This is a genomic window from Flavobacterium frigidum (genome assembly GCF_048286735.1).
Lineage (GTDB): Bacteria > Bacteroidota > Bacteroidia > Flavobacteriales > Flavobacteriaceae > Flavobacterium.
In genome coordinates, this window is record NZ_JBLVPU010000013.1 from 1 (window position 1) to 16,041 (window position 16,041).

At 31.9% G+C, this 16,041-nt stretch carries 15 protein-coding genes; 12 read left to right on the forward strand and 3 right to left on the reverse strand.

Annotated elements, in window-relative coordinates:
• The 9 genes from ACNQGO_RS09055 to ACNQGO_RS09095 all read left to right on the forward strand — a co-directional run.
• Window positions 1-295 (forward strand): transposase (locus tag ACNQGO_RS09055; protein WP_417985052.1); only part of this gene is annotated, 295 nt, incomplete at its 5' end.
• A 119-nt stretch (window positions 296-414) separates the two neighbouring features.
• A complete protein-coding gene (locus ACNQGO_RS09060) occupies window positions 415-1,104 on the forward strand; it encodes a hypothetical protein (RefSeq protein ID WP_417947713.1) in 690 nt (229 codons plus the stop codon).
• 2 nt (window positions 1,105-1,106) lie between these two features.
• On the forward strand, window positions 1,107-1,658 hold the full coding sequence (locus ACNQGO_RS09065) for a fibronectin type III domain-containing protein (RefSeq protein ID WP_417947711.1): 552 nt from the start codon (window positions 1,107-1,109) through the stop codon (window positions 1,656-1,658).
• Window positions 1,659-1,706: 48 nt separating this feature from the next.
• Window positions 1,707-2,690 carry a T9SS type A sorting domain-containing protein gene (locus ACNQGO_RS09070; RefSeq protein WP_417947709.1) on the forward strand — a complete coding sequence of 328 codons (984 nt, stop codon included), beginning with the start codon at window positions 1,707-1,709 and terminating at the stop codon, window positions 2,688-2,690.
• 28 nt (window positions 2,691-2,718) lie between these two features.
• On the forward strand, window positions 2,719-3,798 hold the full coding sequence (locus ACNQGO_RS09075) for a hypothetical protein (protein WP_417985053.1): 1,080 nt from the start codon (window positions 2,719-2,721) through the stop codon (window positions 3,796-3,798).
• A gap of 371 nt (window positions 3,799-4,169) precedes the next feature.
• Window positions 4,170-6,203 carry a tetratricopeptide repeat-containing sensor histidine kinase gene (locus tag ACNQGO_RS09080; protein WP_417985054.1) on the forward strand — a complete coding sequence of 678 codons (2,034 nt, stop codon included), beginning with the start codon at window positions 4,170-4,172 and terminating at the stop codon, window positions 6,201-6,203.
• Between the two features lie 4 nt (window positions 6,204-6,207).
• Window positions 6,208-6,963 (forward strand): response regulator transcription factor, encoded by a 756-nt coding sequence (locus ACNQGO_RS09085; RefSeq protein ID WP_417985055.1) that lies wholly within the window; start codon window positions 6,208-6,210, stop codon window positions 6,961-6,963.
• Between the two features lie 101 nt (window positions 6,964-7,064).
• The gene (locus ACNQGO_RS09090) at window positions 7,065-8,174 is read left to right on the forward strand and encodes an Lcl C-terminal domain-containing protein (protein ID WP_417947820.1); all 1,110 of its coding nucleotides are present in this window, start codon (window positions 7,065-7,067) and stop codon (window positions 8,172-8,174) included.
• A 10-nt stretch (window positions 8,175-8,184) separates the two neighbouring features.
• Window positions 8,185-8,745: a HupE/UreJ family protein gene (locus ACNQGO_RS09095; protein WP_417947819.1), complete on the forward strand. Its 561-nt coding sequence runs from the start codon at window positions 8,185-8,187 to the stop codon at window positions 8,743-8,745.
• A gap of 282 nt (window positions 8,746-9,027) precedes the next feature.
• On the opposite strand, the gene ACNQGO_RS09100 is transcribed toward ACNQGO_RS09095, so the two are convergent.
• Both ACNQGO_RS09100 and ACNQGO_RS09105 read right to left on the reverse strand, forming a co-directional pair.
• Window positions 9,028-10,077, reverse strand: a complete 1,050-nt coding sequence (locus tag ACNQGO_RS09100) for an AMP-binding protein (protein ID WP_417985056.1) — start codon at window positions 10,075-10,077, stop codon at window positions 9,028-9,030.
• A 37-nt stretch (window positions 10,078-10,114) separates the two neighbouring features.
• Window positions 10,115-11,026, reverse strand: a complete 912-nt coding sequence (locus ACNQGO_RS09105; protein ID WP_417985057.1) for a CPBP family intramembrane glutamic endopeptidase — start codon at window positions 11,024-11,026, stop codon at window positions 10,115-10,117.
• Window positions 11,027-11,119: 93 nt separating this feature from the next.
• Here ACNQGO_RS09105 and ACNQGO_RS09110 point away from each other — a divergent pair, with 93 nt between their 5' ends.
• Together ACNQGO_RS09110 and ACNQGO_RS09115 are read left to right on the forward strand one after the other, a co-directional pair.
• Window positions 11,120-11,464 (forward strand): ArsC/Spx/MgsR family protein, encoded by a 345-nt coding sequence (locus tag ACNQGO_RS09110; protein ID WP_417985058.1) that lies wholly within the window; start codon window positions 11,120-11,122, stop codon window positions 11,462-11,464.
• A gap of 97 nt (window positions 11,465-11,561) precedes the next feature.
• Window positions 11,562-14,084 (forward strand): TonB-dependent receptor, encoded by a 2,523-nt coding sequence (locus ACNQGO_RS09115; RefSeq protein WP_417985059.1) that lies wholly within the window; start codon window positions 11,562-11,564, stop codon window positions 14,082-14,084.
• A 96-nt stretch (window positions 14,085-14,180) separates the two neighbouring features.
• On the opposite strand, the gene ACNQGO_RS09120 is transcribed toward ACNQGO_RS09115, so the two are convergent.
• On the reverse strand, window positions 14,181-14,378 hold the full coding sequence (locus tag ACNQGO_RS09120) for a hypothetical protein (RefSeq protein WP_165150931.1): 198 nt from the start codon (window positions 14,376-14,378) through the stop codon (window positions 14,181-14,183).
• Window positions 14,379-14,601: 223 nt separating this feature from the next.
• On the opposite strand from ACNQGO_RS09120, the gene fumC reads away from it, so the two are divergent.
• On the forward strand, window positions 14,602-15,999 hold the full coding sequence (fumC, locus tag ACNQGO_RS09125) for a class II fumarate hydratase (protein ID WP_417985060.1): 1,398 nt from the start codon (window positions 14,602-14,604) through the stop codon (window positions 15,997-15,999).
• Window positions 16,000-16,041: the final 42 nt, after the last annotated feature.

A 16,041-nucleotide genomic window follows, 5' to 3' on the forward strand; every position in this document is an offset into this window, starting at 1 on the left:
TTTCAATACAGATCAAGGAAGTCAATACACCAGTGAGGTTCACACCAATGTACTATTAAACAATGAAATAAAAATTTCTATGGACGGTAAAGGAAGAGCTATTGACAACATTTTTATAGAAAGATTATGGAGGACAGTCAAATACGAGAATGTATATTTACAAGCATATACTGATGGAATCAGCCTTTATAGAGGACTCAAAGATTATTTTGAATTTTATAATAAACGGCGAATTCATCAGTCACTAGATTATGGAACGCCTTATAATAATTATTACAAAAAAGAAGTGGCATAAAATCAGAATAACTTTTTTTGGCTTCTTAAAATAGCCAAAAGTTATCTCCGATTTTAACCAAGATAATAGAATATAAAACTAAAAACCTATCTTAAATCGTTGAGATTTCTGTCTGAAAAATGGGTACAGCATACTTTATTACTTTTGTAAAATCTTCTTTTTTAATAACCTCCATTTATTATGATACATATATTGTAGAAAAAGAAAATAATGATTTTGTTAATGTGCAAGTAAATGATGGTATTCTGGCAAACTTTAACAATAATTCCGAATTATTGTTGAGAAAATTAGTTCCCAATTCTGACGCAAAAATTGAAACAATTGTAAATAAATTGATTGATTTAAAGAATACTATCATAGCAAAACATCCTGAACTTTCAAGTATGCATACAGATAAATTGAAAGAAATATTTGAGGCCGCATGTGTTGAAAATACATTATTAAAAAATTGCCTTGATGTTATGAAAAATTGTTTCATAACAGTAGGAATATCGATCACTGCAATCACCGTGTGGACCGGATTAATGTGTGCCGTAAGTACAGGAGCCCAACAAAATGCATACATTTCAGTAAATGCGGATGACACAACAACGCCTCCAACAGCAGGATCTTCAACATATAGAAATAGATTGATAGTTTGTGTATTGACGCAATTTTCAAGCCTGGGTATAACAACATATAGATCTACAGTTGCTGGATTGGCTTGTGTTAGTAGTTTTGGCATATGTATGGGTATTGAAGAAATTTTTGCTCAAGGAAAAAGTGCACAGCTGGTTGAGGATGCTAAAAATTTAAGATATAGATTTTAGCTATGAAAAAGTCACTTATAATACTCGTCCAAGTACTCTTTACTTTTGTAGTAAACGAGGCACATTGTCAATCTGGTGCAATACAAGAACCACCTACCGACTTTAAGATATCTACTAATGTCACAAATTATTATAATTCAACGACAGTTTCGTGGACTGGAGCTCCAAATTCTGTCAATGTTAAATCTTATCAGATATATATAAGAAGGAGTACAGAATCTACATGGGTAGCTATAGACCAATCATGCGCAAGTACTGCGCGTTCATACACCCTTACATCAAATCAGTTGCCACCGCCAATGAATTATCAAATCTGTATCACAGCACAACCACTAAACGGTATAGAAAGTGCTAGAAGTAATGTTATTTCTTATGAAGCAAATCAGGGTGCAAATTCTCCTTTATTGGATAATTTAACTACAGGTACAAATGTTACTCCTGAAGGTTTTCTTGTTTCTTGGGCTGGAAATCAAGAGATCAATAGCAACACAGTTGGATATTATATATTTGCTAATGAAGTAATTGTTGGATTTACAAGCAACACCAGTTATTAAATTGTAGGCTTAAGACCAAAAACTTCGTATACTGTTAAAGTTGCTGCAATGGATCAATACGGCAATTTATCGCCATTCAGCGCTACAGATACTAATACTACAAATGACTACTGTGCACCCAATTCTTTAGACAGTAAACATTACAATGCAGATAACTTCATAAGTCAAGTAAAACTCAAAACGCTAAGCTTTCCCTACGCGAGTCAGGGTCCTGCAACTGTTCACTATGGTGGTACTTACAACAATTTTTCAGGTAATAGCAACATAACTGTGCCAACATTATTTATTGGTGGCGATTCAGCTAGTAATATACTAAGTGTAACAGTAGCAAATAAATCTCTTACAAGTGCTCACTTTTTAGTAGCTATTGATTTTGATTATAATGGTGTTTTTGATGTAAGTGAACAAATTCCAATGGGTTCTCTATTCTACAATGGCGGTATTTTACCTAACATAGCATCTATGTCTGGTAGTACAATAGCTGCGGGTATTCCAGTAACTTTTGTATCGGGGCCAATTAAAGTACCACTTTATGCGTATGAAGGAAAAGTTAAAATGCGAATCATGTATGCACGATATGCTGCCCCAATAGATAGTCAACAGTTTAACAGCTATAATAGAACTTGCGATTTCCTTACTTTTGGCAGTATCTCTGCAAGTGGTATACATACTACTTATATTGCAATTGGTGAAATAGAAGATTATGATGTACTGTTATCAAAATCACTTTCAGTAAGCCGAACTAGCACAAATATAAAAGCGTATGCCGCAGAGGACAAACCAAGTGTAACTAGCGGTGCCGATGCAATAAATTCTGTTTTGTATCCTAACCCTGTATCTGGCGACATTATGAATATTACACTAGTTGACGACAACACTCCGTATCGTATCATTAACATATTAGGTCAAGAAGTGGGTGTAGGTACAGTAAAAAACAGTACAATTTCAGTAGAAAAATTAAACTCAGGCACCTATTTAGTTGAGATACTAGTAGAAAATCAACGTATTGTAAAACGTTTTATTAAACAATAAATTAAAAAATTACTTAAATCAAAAAAATATGAAAAATATATTTAAATCAAAAAAAATACTTTTAGGCGCAGCTACAATGATGGCGTACTTAAATATTTATTCTCAAACAAATGTGCTACCTACTAGTGGAAATGTAGGTATTGGAATTACAAACCCAACAGCTAAATTACAAATAACAGTCCCGTCAGGAACTGCCGGTAATAATGAAACAAACGGTATTTATGTATACAATGGTAACAATACTGCAGGTAACGACGCAATTATTACAGCAAGGGTAAATGGTGGTTCAGGTGGTAATCCTTTTATTGCTTTTGATGTAAGGGGCATAGGTGGCTGGTCAATGGGTATAGATAACGCAGATAACGATAAGTTCAAAATTTCTGGACAGTGGAATAGTTTAACAACTGCTACTAAACTTACAATTGATAGAACCACAGGAAATATGGGGATTGGAACTACTAATGCAACAGCTCCATTAACTTTTGCTCAAAACACAATAAATAAAAAAATTGGTTTATTTGACTGGAGCGGTAATGACCATCAGTTTTATGGTTTTGGTGTAAACGCTTATCAATTAAGATACCAAGTTGATGGTGTAGGTTCAAATCATGTTTTTTGGGCAGCAACATCAGCAACAACGTCAAATGAGTTGATGCGCATAACAGGAAATGGTAAAGTTGGTATTGGTACGAATACTCCAAGTTGGACACTTGATGTTGCCGGTACAGGTTATTTTAATGGTAATTTAGGCGTGGGTGCTAATCCTACCCTAAACGCACAATATCGATTAGTCGTGGGTGGTACAATTGCAGCAACTAATTATGCAGTTGTAGCCGCTTTTGCAGCAGATTATGTATTTGAGAATGATTATAAGTTAATAACATTATCAGAAACAGAAGCATACATCAAAGCCAACAAGCACTTGCCAGCGTTCAAGTCGGCTAAACATTATGAGGCACATGGCTACACTATGACCGAAATGAACATTGCACTAGAGCAAACTGTAGAGGAGTTAACCCTTCATGCCATTGCACAAGAAAAAGAAATTAATGCAATGAAAAGTGAATTAGCAGCAATTAAAGCTATGTTACTGGCTAAAAAGTTATAGCTGTTGCAAACCGTTTAATTCTATTTTAGCAATAAAAAAGGTATGCTTTTATTTAAAACTGTCTGAGAAATAATTCTCGGACAGTTTTTTGGTTTAAAACTTTTGCACTTAAATTTTAACAGAAATTGCAATCTTAAATTCAAAATATTTTCAGATATTTATATTCGTTACTATATCGATATAGTATGTAACAAATACCTTTTTGTTGAAATAATAGATGTATTTATTGTGTTTTTTAAATTCTAATGCTGCTTAAGCGGTACATATATTTTAACAAATAACTGTACCGTTTTCAAGATTTAAGAACAATTAAATACCTCATAAATTTTACTCTAAAATAGAGTAAATCAATAGGCCTAAATCTCCAACCTATGAAGCAACTTTACTTATTACTTACTTTTTTATGCTGTGGTTTAATTTGTTTTTCTCAGAACGAAAAACAAATTGACAGCTTACTTGTTGTACTTAATGACAGTAAAAATTATAAATCACAAATAAATACATTACATTATATATGTTTAGAGTATGCTACAAATAGTAAAGCCAATTTAGAGAAATACAACCAAAAAATTTTAATTTTATCGCGAAAACACAAGTATGAGATAGGCTATGGTTTATATTATTTAAATTGTTCTCGTGTACATTTCTTAAATAATAAATACAAGAATGCATTACAGTTTTCTAAAAAAGCAGCATCTATTTTAATTAAAAATAATGCTATTGGCCTTTATCTTTTTAATGTTATTGAAATGGCTAAAATTTATATTGGGCTTGATGATAATCAAAAAAGCAAGCTAGTACTCAACCAAAATTTAAAACTAGCTTTAAACCATAAAAACAAAGATGTTCTATTAAATTTTTATAGATTATTGGGCGATAATAATTGCTATAAAGATTCTATAGCCAAATCGTTATTTTATTATAAAAAAGGTATACCATATTTATCAAAAGAAAAGTCGATTTCAAAAAGCTATTTTTTTCAAAGAATTTCAGATCAATATATTTCTTTAAACCAAAATGAAAAAGCATTAATTTACATCAATTTTTCTATAGAAAATTTAGATGAACAAGCACAATTTTTGGTCGAAGCAAAAAAAGCATTTCTACTTAATGAACTAGGAAGACACAAAGAGGCCTTAGATTTAAGTTTTAAAAATTATCAAACTATTCACAAATATAAAAGAACCAGCGAATGGCAATACAATTTAATTTTATACAATATTGTCAATGCGTATTATAAATTAAAAAAATATAATGTAGCTGTTCCTTACATAAACAAAGTAATTGATTCAAAAAATACCATTCAAGAATATAAAATTGAATGTTATGTTATATTGAGCAATATTTATTTTGATTTAAATAAAAAAAAAGAGGCTCGTTTTTACAGCAACAAAGGGCTTGTTTTTCATGACTCTTTGTATAAACAATTTGAAAATTTTGAATTGAATGCTAATGTATCTAAAATAGAAGAAGATTTAGGCAATTATAAAAAAGCACTCTACTATTATCGAAAACAAATAAATTTCACACAAAAACGAAACAATAAAATAAACAATGAAAATCACTTACTTCTCCAAATTGATTTTGATATAACCTTAAAAGATTATAATATAAAAACCTTGCAAGAACAAAAAACAATCAAAACCGTTGAGAATAAAAATCAAAAAGACCTTTTAACCTTCATATGTGTTTTGCTATCAATTGCTTTGGTATTTATATTTTTTTACATTAAAACAAATAAGACTATTAAAAATAAAAATAAAGTAATAGAGACCGAAAAAAAACGAACTCAGAAATCGCTTGTAGAAAAAGAAATATTGCTCAAAGAAATTCATCATAGAGTAAAAAACAATATGCAAATGGTTATTAGTTTACTAAAAATTCAAGCACTAGATGCCCAAAAACTTACTGTTGAAGATTTTATAAGCGTAAGCGAAGCCAGAATTAACTCTATGGTTTTAGTGCATGAAAACTTGTATCAAAGTCAAAATTTAAGTAAAGTTGAATTTAAAGAATACATAAACAATTTGATCTCATCTATTATAAGTTCCTATCAAGGTTTTAAAAAAATAGAATTGCAACTTGATGTACATGATATTTATTTCGATATTCAAACTGCCATACCTATTGGCTTAATTGTTAGCGAATTGATCAATAATGCGTACAAGCACGCATTTGTAAACAGATCATCAGGAACAATTAAAATTTCATTAAAAGAAAATAAGAAAAAATTTACGCTTTCTATAAGCGATAATGGTATTGGGTTTGAAAACAAACAAGAACAGCAAAACGGTTTAGGACTTGAACTAGTACGGCTTTTGGTGTCGCAAATAAAAGGTACGGTACAAATTGAAAATTCATTAGGTACGATTTTTACAATACAATTTAAAACAATAAAACTTTAATCTCATGAAATCAAAAATAATTGTTGTAGAAGATGAATTATTAATAGCACTTCATATTAAAAAAGTTTTAGAAAAAAACAACTACGAAGTTACTATCGATATTACATCGGTCGAAGACGCTATTCAATATATTGAAAAATCACCACCAGACTTGGTGCTTATTGATATTAACCTAAACAAAGATAAAGAAGGAATCGAATTAGGCAGTTATTTACTAAAAAAAGACACGATTCCTTATGTTTATCTCACGTCCTATTCTGACAAAAGCACTTTAGATAAAGTAAATATGACCAGACCGCAGGGTTATATTGTAAAACCATTTAAAGATGAAGATTTATTATCGACCGTTTCGATAGTTTTAAATAACTATTCGCACAAAAAAATAGATGCCAATCGTATAGAAAATGAAGAAATAAGCCCTATTCCATTTAAAGTAAAAGAAATTGTAAATTATATTAATAGCAATTTAGAAAAAAAACTAGATATTGAAGAATTAACCAAACTCACAAAATGGAAAAAGGACCATTTCTCTAGATTATTTTCTAAATATTTGGGTTTAACTCCGTACCAATATGTGCTTTCTAGAAAAATAGAGAAAGCAAAAATATTACTTTCAGATACTTTAATTCCTGTAAATGAAGTTGCTTATGAACTGGGTTTTGATAGCAAAAGTAATTTTTATCATATTTTTAAAAAAATGACCGACGACACTCCTGAAAATTTCAGGAAAAGAAATCAAAATTTTGTGCCAGATTTATAAATAGAAATCGTCTAAAATTATATTTCTAAATTAAAATTATGAAAAATTTACTAGTACTATTTATAACTACATTCTAATTCGCGCAAAGCGTTACAAAAACGATGAATTTGTTGCCCGATACCGGACAAAACACAAGTTATACAGCAACTTTCGGTGAAGACAATGATTACAGTATTAATGTGCCGTCGTTTACCAATAATGGCAACGGAACCATAATCGATACTGTAACAGGATTGATGTGGCAACAAGCCGATGGTGGCGAAATGACGATTGAATCCGCATATACGTATGCAGATAATTTAGTACTTGGCGGGTTTTCGGACTGGAGATTGCCAACACCAAGAGAAAGTTTTTCGATTTTGAATCACCAGAATACTAATCCTGCTCTAAATACTTCCTATTTTACAAACACAAATGCGGGCTACTGGTGGACAAATACCTATCAAACTGGCGATAATACCAAAGTTTGGGTTACAAATGCGGGCGGTGGAATTGGCAATAAACCAAAATCTGAAACTATCAGTGCAGGCGGAACTTCTAAATTTCATGCTCGTGCGGTTCGAGATATTACAACGCCTGCGGTTATCCCAAATCATTTTACAGATAACGGTAACGGCACCATTACAAATAATTTGACCCAATTAATTTGGCAAAAAGCACTAAATACAGCGGCCGTGACTTGGGAAAATGCTATTACTTATGCCGAAAGTTTATCATTAGCATCTGCAAATGATTGGCGATTGCCTAACATCAAAGAATTACAATCGTTGAATGACGAAAGTTTATCAAATCCGTCCGTGAATCAAACTTTTTTTGGCTCGATTGGAGTGAAAAATTATTGGAGTTCAACTACGGTTCAAAATCAAACACTTAATGCTTGGTTTTGGAATACCGAATTTGGAATAACAACTTTCGGATTAAAAACAACCGTAAATTATGTCATTTGCGTTAAAGGAAATCCTGTAAATTTGGCAATAAATTCGGTTGATTTAAAATCAAAAATCAAAGTTTTCCCGAATCCTTTTTCATCAAAAATAACGATTGAAAATGTTGTGGGAAACGAGTATTTTAAATTGTATAACGAAATTGGTTTAGAGATTTTTTCTGGCAAAAACATCGAGAAAAAAGATTTTTCAGGTTTGCTAAAAGGGATATATATCTTAGAAATTAAAGGTGAAACAGCTTTGAAAATTAAACTAATCAAACAATAAATTCAATTTTTTGGAAAATATATTAAAATATCTTCAACTCGGTTTTATTCACGTAATTCCTTTAGGATTCGACCATATTTTATTTATTTTGAGTATTTTTTTCTTAAATTCTAAACTAAAATCCGTTGTTATTCAATGTTCCGTTTTTACAGTTGCTCATAGTTTGTCTTTGGGTTTTGCAACTGCTGGATTTATTATTCCAAATTCTACTTATATCGAACCATTAATTGCCATTTCCATACTTTTTACAGCCATAGAAAATATTATAAGCCCGAAAGTAAATCCTTGGAGATTACTCCTTATTTTTGGTTTCGGATTAATTCACGGATTGGGTTTTGCAACTGCATTATCAGAAATTGGAATTCCTAAAAACCAGTTTTTTTCCTCGTTATTATCTTTCAATTTAGGTGTTGAAGTTGGGCAAATAACCATAATTCTATTAGCTTACTTATTAATTAGTAAATGGTTTTCTGATAAAGTTTGGTACAAAGAACGAATTGTTCTTCCAATATCAAGTATTATAGGTTGCATTGCATTATACTGGACAATTGAGCGAATATTATTACTTTAATTCAAACTGTTAGTTGTAAGTTGTAAAAAAATCAGAACTTTAACGATAAGGTAATAGTACCAACTAATCTTTATGTTAGCTTTAAAAAAATTTTGCTTGTCTCCTAAAATCTTCCGTTAATCAAAAAAAGATTTGGAGATTATCCCATTGTATTAACAAAACCCCAATAGATATTGGTTTTTTTTTATTATAAAGTGATCTAAAACCTAATATAACTAGCAAATTTAAAAGGATGTTGGGTACTAATTAACTGATATATTAAACAGCTCTCAAGCTATTACTTCAAATAGTTGCTGCAGTTTCTTTTCGCTTTATCTTTCCATTTGCAGTTTCGATAAATTGTGATACAAAAAAAACTTCTTTTGGTTTTTCATATTTATCTAAACTATCAAAGATAGTTGTATCCAGTGTCTGCTTTTCACCTTCAATCACCAAAATTAATTTTTCTCCAAGATCAGCATCTTCGGAACTTGTTACAAAAAATCTCGACTCAATTTTATCTGACAATTTTTCTTCGATTTTTTCTGGAATTAATTTAATCCCGCCACTATTAATGATGTTATCCATTCGTCCTAAAAAAACAAATTGATTTTCTCCCACTAATTCTACAATATCGTTAGTGCAAATTTGCTCATTTGAAATCAAGGGTGCATCTATAACCAAGCAATTGCGATCGTCTGTAGTGATTTGGATATTGGGTAAAACTGAAAAAGCACGTTCTCCTACTTCCTTTGCAGCAATGTGAGTTATGGTTTCGGTCATTCCATAGGTTTCAAAAACTTTTGAGTTTAATTTCGAAAGTCCGCTTTCTAGTATTTTGCTCATTTTCGCACCACCCACTATCATTTTTTTAACATTTTTTAATGCGGATAAGGAGTTTTGAGCTTGTAACGGAACCATCGCTACAAAATCATATTTGGTATCGTTATGTAACAGCGGATGCGAACTTGGTGCAACAAAATCAACTTCAAGTCCCAATATAAAACCGCGCACAAACATCATTTTTCCTGCAATGTATTTAGTAGGCAAGCAATGCAAAGCTTTATCACCAGGTTCTAATTCAAAAAAATCTCCCGTAGCTAGCGCTGAATTTACCATCGCTTGTTTGTCTACTCGAATCAATTTTGGTGCTCCTGTAGTGCCAGAAGTATTCATTTCGATGTACGATTTGCTATCAAACCAATCTAAAATAAAATCTCCTGCTGATTTTTCAAATTCCTCACCCTCTTTGATGAAACTATATGCTACCCTACACAAATCGTTACGATTTAAGTGAAATCCGTTGAGCTTAAAGAGATTGTGAACATTTTGATAGGTTATAGTAGCAATCATGATGATTTAATTTTAAAGTTTTAAACAGTACCATTAATTAAACTGAACCTGTTAATTTTTCTTTCCAATTGGTCCAATTGTATTTTTTACTAAAGATATATAAAAGTATTGGGTAAATAATAACCACCGGAAAAATAACGTCTAATCCAGCAGATGGTTCTGAAATATTTTTAAAAATTGAATTGGTTTGAAATGCAGACCAATCTGAGCTTATGAGCAAAGCACCCACTAAATTATTGGCTGCATGGAATCCTAATGCCAGCTCCATCCCTTCATCCATTAAGGTAACAATCCCCAATAACAATCCTGTACCAATATAATATACCAATATTATGTACCCAATTTTAGATACTTCAGGATTAAAAATATGCATCCCGCCAAAGATAACCGAAGTCATCAAAAGAGGAAACCATTTATTCCTTGCAAGATTAGCAAATCCTTGCATTAAATATCCTCGAAAGATATATTCCTCAGAGCTAGTTTGAATCGGAATTAAAACGACACCAATAATCAATAAAATTGCAAATGGTATGGGTTTAAAATTAAGGACAAAATCAGTTGGACTATAATAATACGAAAGTAAAGTTACTACTACTGTAAAAAGAGACCATATCACAAAAGCGAATCCTACTCTACTCCAATCCATATTTTTTCTTGAGGTGGTAACAGAAAGCATGGTCTGACTATGCAAATTACGAACGACCATTATAATCCCTAGTATTATAAATACAAATGAAAGCAACATCAAAAACAACATTACATTGGAATCAAAAAAGCGCATCAAAGCTGTATTATTTGTTGGATATGCTTTACCATTAAAAAGAGTTTCATAAATTATACCAATCATAAGTGGTAGTTGACCTATAAATGATGCTAAAATTAGTATCAATGAACCTACGATATACTTCCAAAACTTGTTCTCTGGTTTTATTCCTTGTTCTACAAACATTTTATTTTTGTTTAATATTATCGTTAATTAGTTTAACAAACCTTACTTTTGTTACAAATTTAATTCTTTTTAGATTCTGAAATGTACTAAAATATGATACAAATATACCATAATTCACGCTGTGGCAAATCCAGAGATTGCCTGGCTTTTATTGAAAATTCAAAAAAAGAATTCAAAATCATTAATTATTTAATTAATCCTCCAACATTTGACGAGTTGTCTGTTATTATTGAAAAATTACAACTAGAACCTCTTGATTTGGTTCGTCGAAAAGAAAAAATTTGGATTGAAAACTTTAAAGATCAAAAATTGAATGCACAAGAAATCATTCAAGCCATGGTCTCCAATCCAATATTAATTGAAAGACCCATAGTCATTAAAGAAAGTTCCGCCATTGTTGGACGAGATCTAAAAAAAGTCGCCGATTTTATCCTCTAAATCACAAGTTAATTTAATTAACATTTTTTTGTGAATTATAGTATTAAACCAAAACATACTTTTATAATCTAAACGCCATAACTAAAGTTTTTAACTAATGAAAAAAATCAAATCCGTTTTAATTATTGTATTATTATTCACCACTTTGTTTAGTTTTTCTCAACAAGTTGTAGTTGCTCCAAAAATTAAAATAACAGGAAAAGTTGTTGAAAAAATCAGTAAACAACCTCTTGAATATGCTACAATAACCTTTTTACTTCCAAATAATCCAAAACCTGTAGCAGGTGGAATTACAAATCCTAAAGGGGAATTTGAAATAGAAGTTAAACCGGGTACATACGATATAAAAATTGAGTTTATATCTTTTAAAATCACTGAAATCAAACAAAAAAACCTTCAAAAAAGCACTAGTTTAGGGTTAATTAGCTTAGATGAAGATGCAAATCAGTTAAACGAAGTTGTTATTCGTTCCGAAAAAACAACTGTCGAAATCAAATTAGACAAAAAAGTATACAATGTAGGGAGTGACCTTATGGTAAAAGGGGGAACTGTGAGCGATGTCCTTGATAATATTCCATCTGTTTCTGTAGACGTAGAGGGAAATGTGAGCCTTCGTGGAAATGAAAATGTACGGGTATTAATCGACGGAAGACCATCAAATGCCATTAATATTGCCGAAGCGCTCCGATTGATTCCTGCTGATGCAATCGAAAAAGTAGAGGTAATTACCAATCCTTCTGCTCGTTATGATGCCGAGGGCGGAGGAGGTTTACTAAACATCATCTTAAAAAAAGGAAAAAACCAAGGTTTAAATGGAACTATTATAGCTTCAGCTGGATATCCTGAAACGTATGGTTTGAGCGGTACTTTGAACTATAAATCAAAAAACTTTAATCTTTTTACTACTCAAGGATACAACGACAGGAGTAATCCAGGTAATGCATTTACAAATTCAAGGTATTTAAATGCTGATAATTCGACTCGTGATTATGTAAATGAAACTAGAGAAAACGAAAGAGACAATAAGGGGTATAATGGAACATTTGGAATTGAGTTGTACTTGAATGAAAAGACTTCATGGACCAATTCAATAAACTACAGAAAAAGTAATGGTATTAACGTCGATAACGTTTTCCAGAATAACTATGATGCCGATTTTAAGTATGACTACACCCGTAACCGGATCAATTTAGAAAATAGCGACAGTGAAAACGTAGAATTTACAACGAATTTTACCAATAAATTCAAAAAAGATGGTCATAAATTGACTTTCGACGGCTCGTTTTCGACTAGTGATGAACTTAATGATGCTTTAATTACAGATACCCGCACCAATACAAATGTGGTGAAATTTGACAATACCATTAATAATCAAAAGCAAAGTAGAAACTTACTACAAACAGATTATGTGCTACCCTTTGGGAAAAGCAGTCAGTTTGAAGCAGGATATCGTGGTGATTTCTCCGAATTGCTTACCGATTATAGTGTAGTTAATGATGGTAAAATCAATACAAATTTCACTAACACGCTACAATATAAAGAAAAAGTAAATGCAGTTTATACGCAATATGGAGTGAAATTTAATAAATTCTCTGCTCTTTTTGGATTGCGTTTTGAAGATTCTAATATTGAAATCAATCAATTAGCAACCAATGATTTCAATACTAAAAAATACAATAATTTTTTTCCAAGCGCCTTTTTCACTTACGAAATATCAGATAAGAGTAGTACATCTATAAGTTATAGCCGAAGAGTACAAAGACCTAGAGGACGATTACTAAATCCTTTTAACAACTTGTCAAGCAACATAAACATATTTGTTGGAAACCCTGATATTGATCCTGCTTTTACAGATGCATTAGATTATGGATACATAAAAAGATGGGATAAATTAACTTTTAATACTTCCTTATATGTAAACAAAACTACCGATTCCTTTCAGTTTGCTCGTAGAGAATCTGGTGAATTTGTTGTCACTATAATTGACGGAGAAGATACAGTTGTAAATGGCGAAGTATCACAAGTTAATGGTGGTGCAGACAAACGTACGCCTGTTATCATAAGCTCACCAGTAAACTTAGCCACAGAATATCGATTAGGATTTGAATTCACTTTGAACTATTCTCCTTTCAAATGGTGGAAATTAAATAGTAACTTCAATTTCTTTAGAAATGAAACTCAAGGAGATTTTACCTATATCGATTTTAAAAGTAATGAAATTGTGCAAAATTTTGATAATGTAGCAACATCTTGGTCTACAAGACTGACTTCAAAAATCACCTTGCCATACAAAATTGACTGGCAAACAAATGCTACCTATAATGGACCACAAAATAATGCACAAGGGAGAAGTTTAGGTGTTTTTGGTGCTAACTTAGCATTTAGTAAAGACATTCTAAAAGACAAAGGAACACTTTCATTCAACATCAGCGATGTATTCAATTCCAGAAAAAGAATGATGGAGACATTTCTTCCAGGTGTTGTAAGTTCTTATAGTGAAATGCAGTGGAGAGAAAGACAGTTTACGTTATCGTTCACGTACCGTTTTAACAAAGCAAAAAACGAAAGAGAACAACCTAAACGAAATCAACAAGATAGTGAAGGAGATTATCAAGGATAAATAAAAATAGGACTCGTGAGAAAGGGTCCTTTTTCTTTTTTAAGACATAAAAAAAAGGACTCATAATAGGAGTCCTTTTTTTATTTAACAAAAAGATTAAACTGATTGTTCTTGCTTCTTTTTTGCTCTTTTCTCTTTGTATGCCTCCCAACTTGCTCCACCTACCCAATAGGATACGAAACCAACTAGAAAAAACATCAACCAAAACCCAATAGTAAGAATGGTTAAGAAAAGTAAAAAGCCTAAATACTGTGAAAATTCAAACATGTTTTCCGGAATTTTGAATGTAGCCACAAATGTAAGTTTAATTCCTTTTCGTACCAATAAAAAACTATAAAAACTACCAATCAATTTTTATAAAAAAGGAATTATCCTTATTTTTGAACTCAGAATTTGGAGCTATTTCCCGCTGTACACTCCAATCTTTTATTTTTGAAAATAAAAATAAAAGGATTTCCATTTCCATCAGTGCTAAAAAACGTAATAAACAAAATAATTTTTTCTAAATAACAACAAAATGAAATTCAGAATAGAAAAAGACACCATGGGTGAAGTGCAAGTTCCAGCAGATAAATATTGGGGCGCACAAACAGAACGTTCCAGAAATAACTTCAAAATAGGTTCATCGGCTTCCATGCCAAAGGAAATTATTGAAGGTTTTGCTTATCTTAAAAAAGCAGCGGCTTACGCCAATTGTGATTTAGGAGTATTACCCCAAGAAAAAAGAGATGCAATAGGTGCCGTGTGTGACGAAATCCTAGCTGGAAAATTAGATAACGAATTTCCATTGGTAATTTGGCAAACGGGTTCTGGTACGCAAAGTAACATGAACGTCAATGAAGTAATTGCAAATCGTGCGCAGGTGCTGAAAGGATTTAATATTGGCGAAGGCGAACAATTTATTAAAGCCAATGATGATGTAAATAAATCACAATCTTCAAATGACACCTTCCCAACAGGAATGCATATTGCTGCCTATAAAGCAGTTGTAGAAGTTACCATTCCAGGTGTTGAAAAATTAAGAGATACACTACACGCTAAGGCTATTGAGTTTAATACTGTCGTAAAAATAGGACGTACACATCTAATGGATGCTACACCACTTACTCTAGGTCAAGAAATCTCAGGTTATGTAGCGCAATTAAACTACGGTTTGAAAGCGGTTAAAAATACATTAGCTCACTTATCAGAAGTGGCTCTAGGCGGCACTGCGGTAGGAACAGGATTAAATACTCCAGAAGGTTACGATGTAAAAGTAGCGGAATATATTGCTGAATTTACAGGACATCCATTTGTTACAGCCGAAAATAAATTTGAAGCATTGGCTGCACACGATGCTATAGTAGAAACACACGGAGCCTTAAAGCAACTAGCTGTTTCATTGAATAAAATTGCAAACGATGTACGTATGTTGGCTTCTGGACCACGCTCCGGAATTGGAGAAATAATTATCCCAGAAAATGAGCCTGGATCTTCTATTATGCCAGGAAAAGTAAACCCAACACAATGTGAAGCATTAACGATGGTTTGCGCGCAAGTTATGGGAAATGATGTTGCTATTACTGTTGGAGGAATGCAAGGTCATTATGAATTGAATGTTTTTAAACCCCTAATGGCTGCAAATTTCTTGCAATCAGCTAGATTGTTAGGTGATGCTTGTATGTCTTTTGACGAACATTGTGCGCAAGGAATTGAACCAAATTACAAACGCATCAAAGAATTGGTTGACAATTCATTGATGTTAGTAACAGCTTTGAATACAAAAATAGGCTATTATAAATCAGCCGAAATTGCACAAACTGCACATAAAAACGGAACTACTTTAAAAGAAGAAGCTGTTCGTTTGGGTTATGTAACTTCGGAAGATTTTGATGCTTGGGTTAAACCCGAAGATATGGTTGGAAGTCTCAAATAATAACCTCTGAATTAAACAAAAAGCCCTGTAATTCTTATAAAT

Excerpts from the sequence above, each read along its gene's own strand:
- ACNQGO_RS09065 (WP_417947711.1), top strand. The coding sequence starts at position 1,107 with ATGAAAAAGTCACTTATAATACTCGTCCAAGTACTCTTTACTTTTGTA.
- ACNQGO_RS09115 (WP_417985059.1), top strand. The coding sequence starts at position 11,562 with ATGAAAAAAATCAAATCCGTTTTAATTATTGTATTATTATTCACCACT.
- ACNQGO_RS09105 (WP_417985057.1), bottom strand. The coding sequence starts at position 11,026 with ATGTTTGTAGAACAAGGAATAAAACCAGAGAACAAGTTTTGGAAGTAT.
- ACNQGO_RS09080 (WP_417985054.1), top strand. The coding sequence starts at position 4,170 with ATGAAGCAACTTTACTTATTACTTACTTTTTTATGCTGTGGTTTAATT.
- ACNQGO_RS09100 (WP_417985056.1), bottom strand. The coding sequence starts at position 10,077 with ATGATTGCTACTATAACCTATCAAAATGTTCACAATCTCTTTAAGCTC.
- fumC (WP_417985060.1), top strand. The coding sequence starts at position 14,602 with ATGAAATTCAGAATAGAAAAAGACACCATGGGTGAAGTGCAAGTTCCA.
- ACNQGO_RS09110 (WP_417985058.1), top strand. The coding sequence starts at position 11,120 with ATGATACAAATATACCATAATTCACGCTGTGGCAAATCCAGAGATTGC.
- ACNQGO_RS09070 (WP_417947709.1), top strand. The coding sequence starts at position 1,707 with ATGGATCAATACGGCAATTTATCGCCATTCAGCGCTACAGATACTAAT.
- ACNQGO_RS09090 (WP_417947820.1), top strand. The coding sequence starts at position 7,065 with ATGAATTTGTTGCCCGATACCGGACAAAACACAAGTTATACAGCAACT.
- ACNQGO_RS09060 (WP_417947713.1), top strand. The coding sequence starts at position 415 with ATGGGTACAGCATACTTTATTACTTTTGTAAAATCTTCTTTTTTAATA.
- ACNQGO_RS09075 (WP_417985053.1), top strand. The coding sequence starts at position 2,719 with ATGAAAAATATATTTAAATCAAAAAAAATACTTTTAGGCGCAGCTACA.
- ACNQGO_RS09085 (WP_417985055.1), top strand. The coding sequence starts at position 6,208 with ATGAAATCAAAAATAATTGTTGTAGAAGATGAATTATTAATAGCACTT.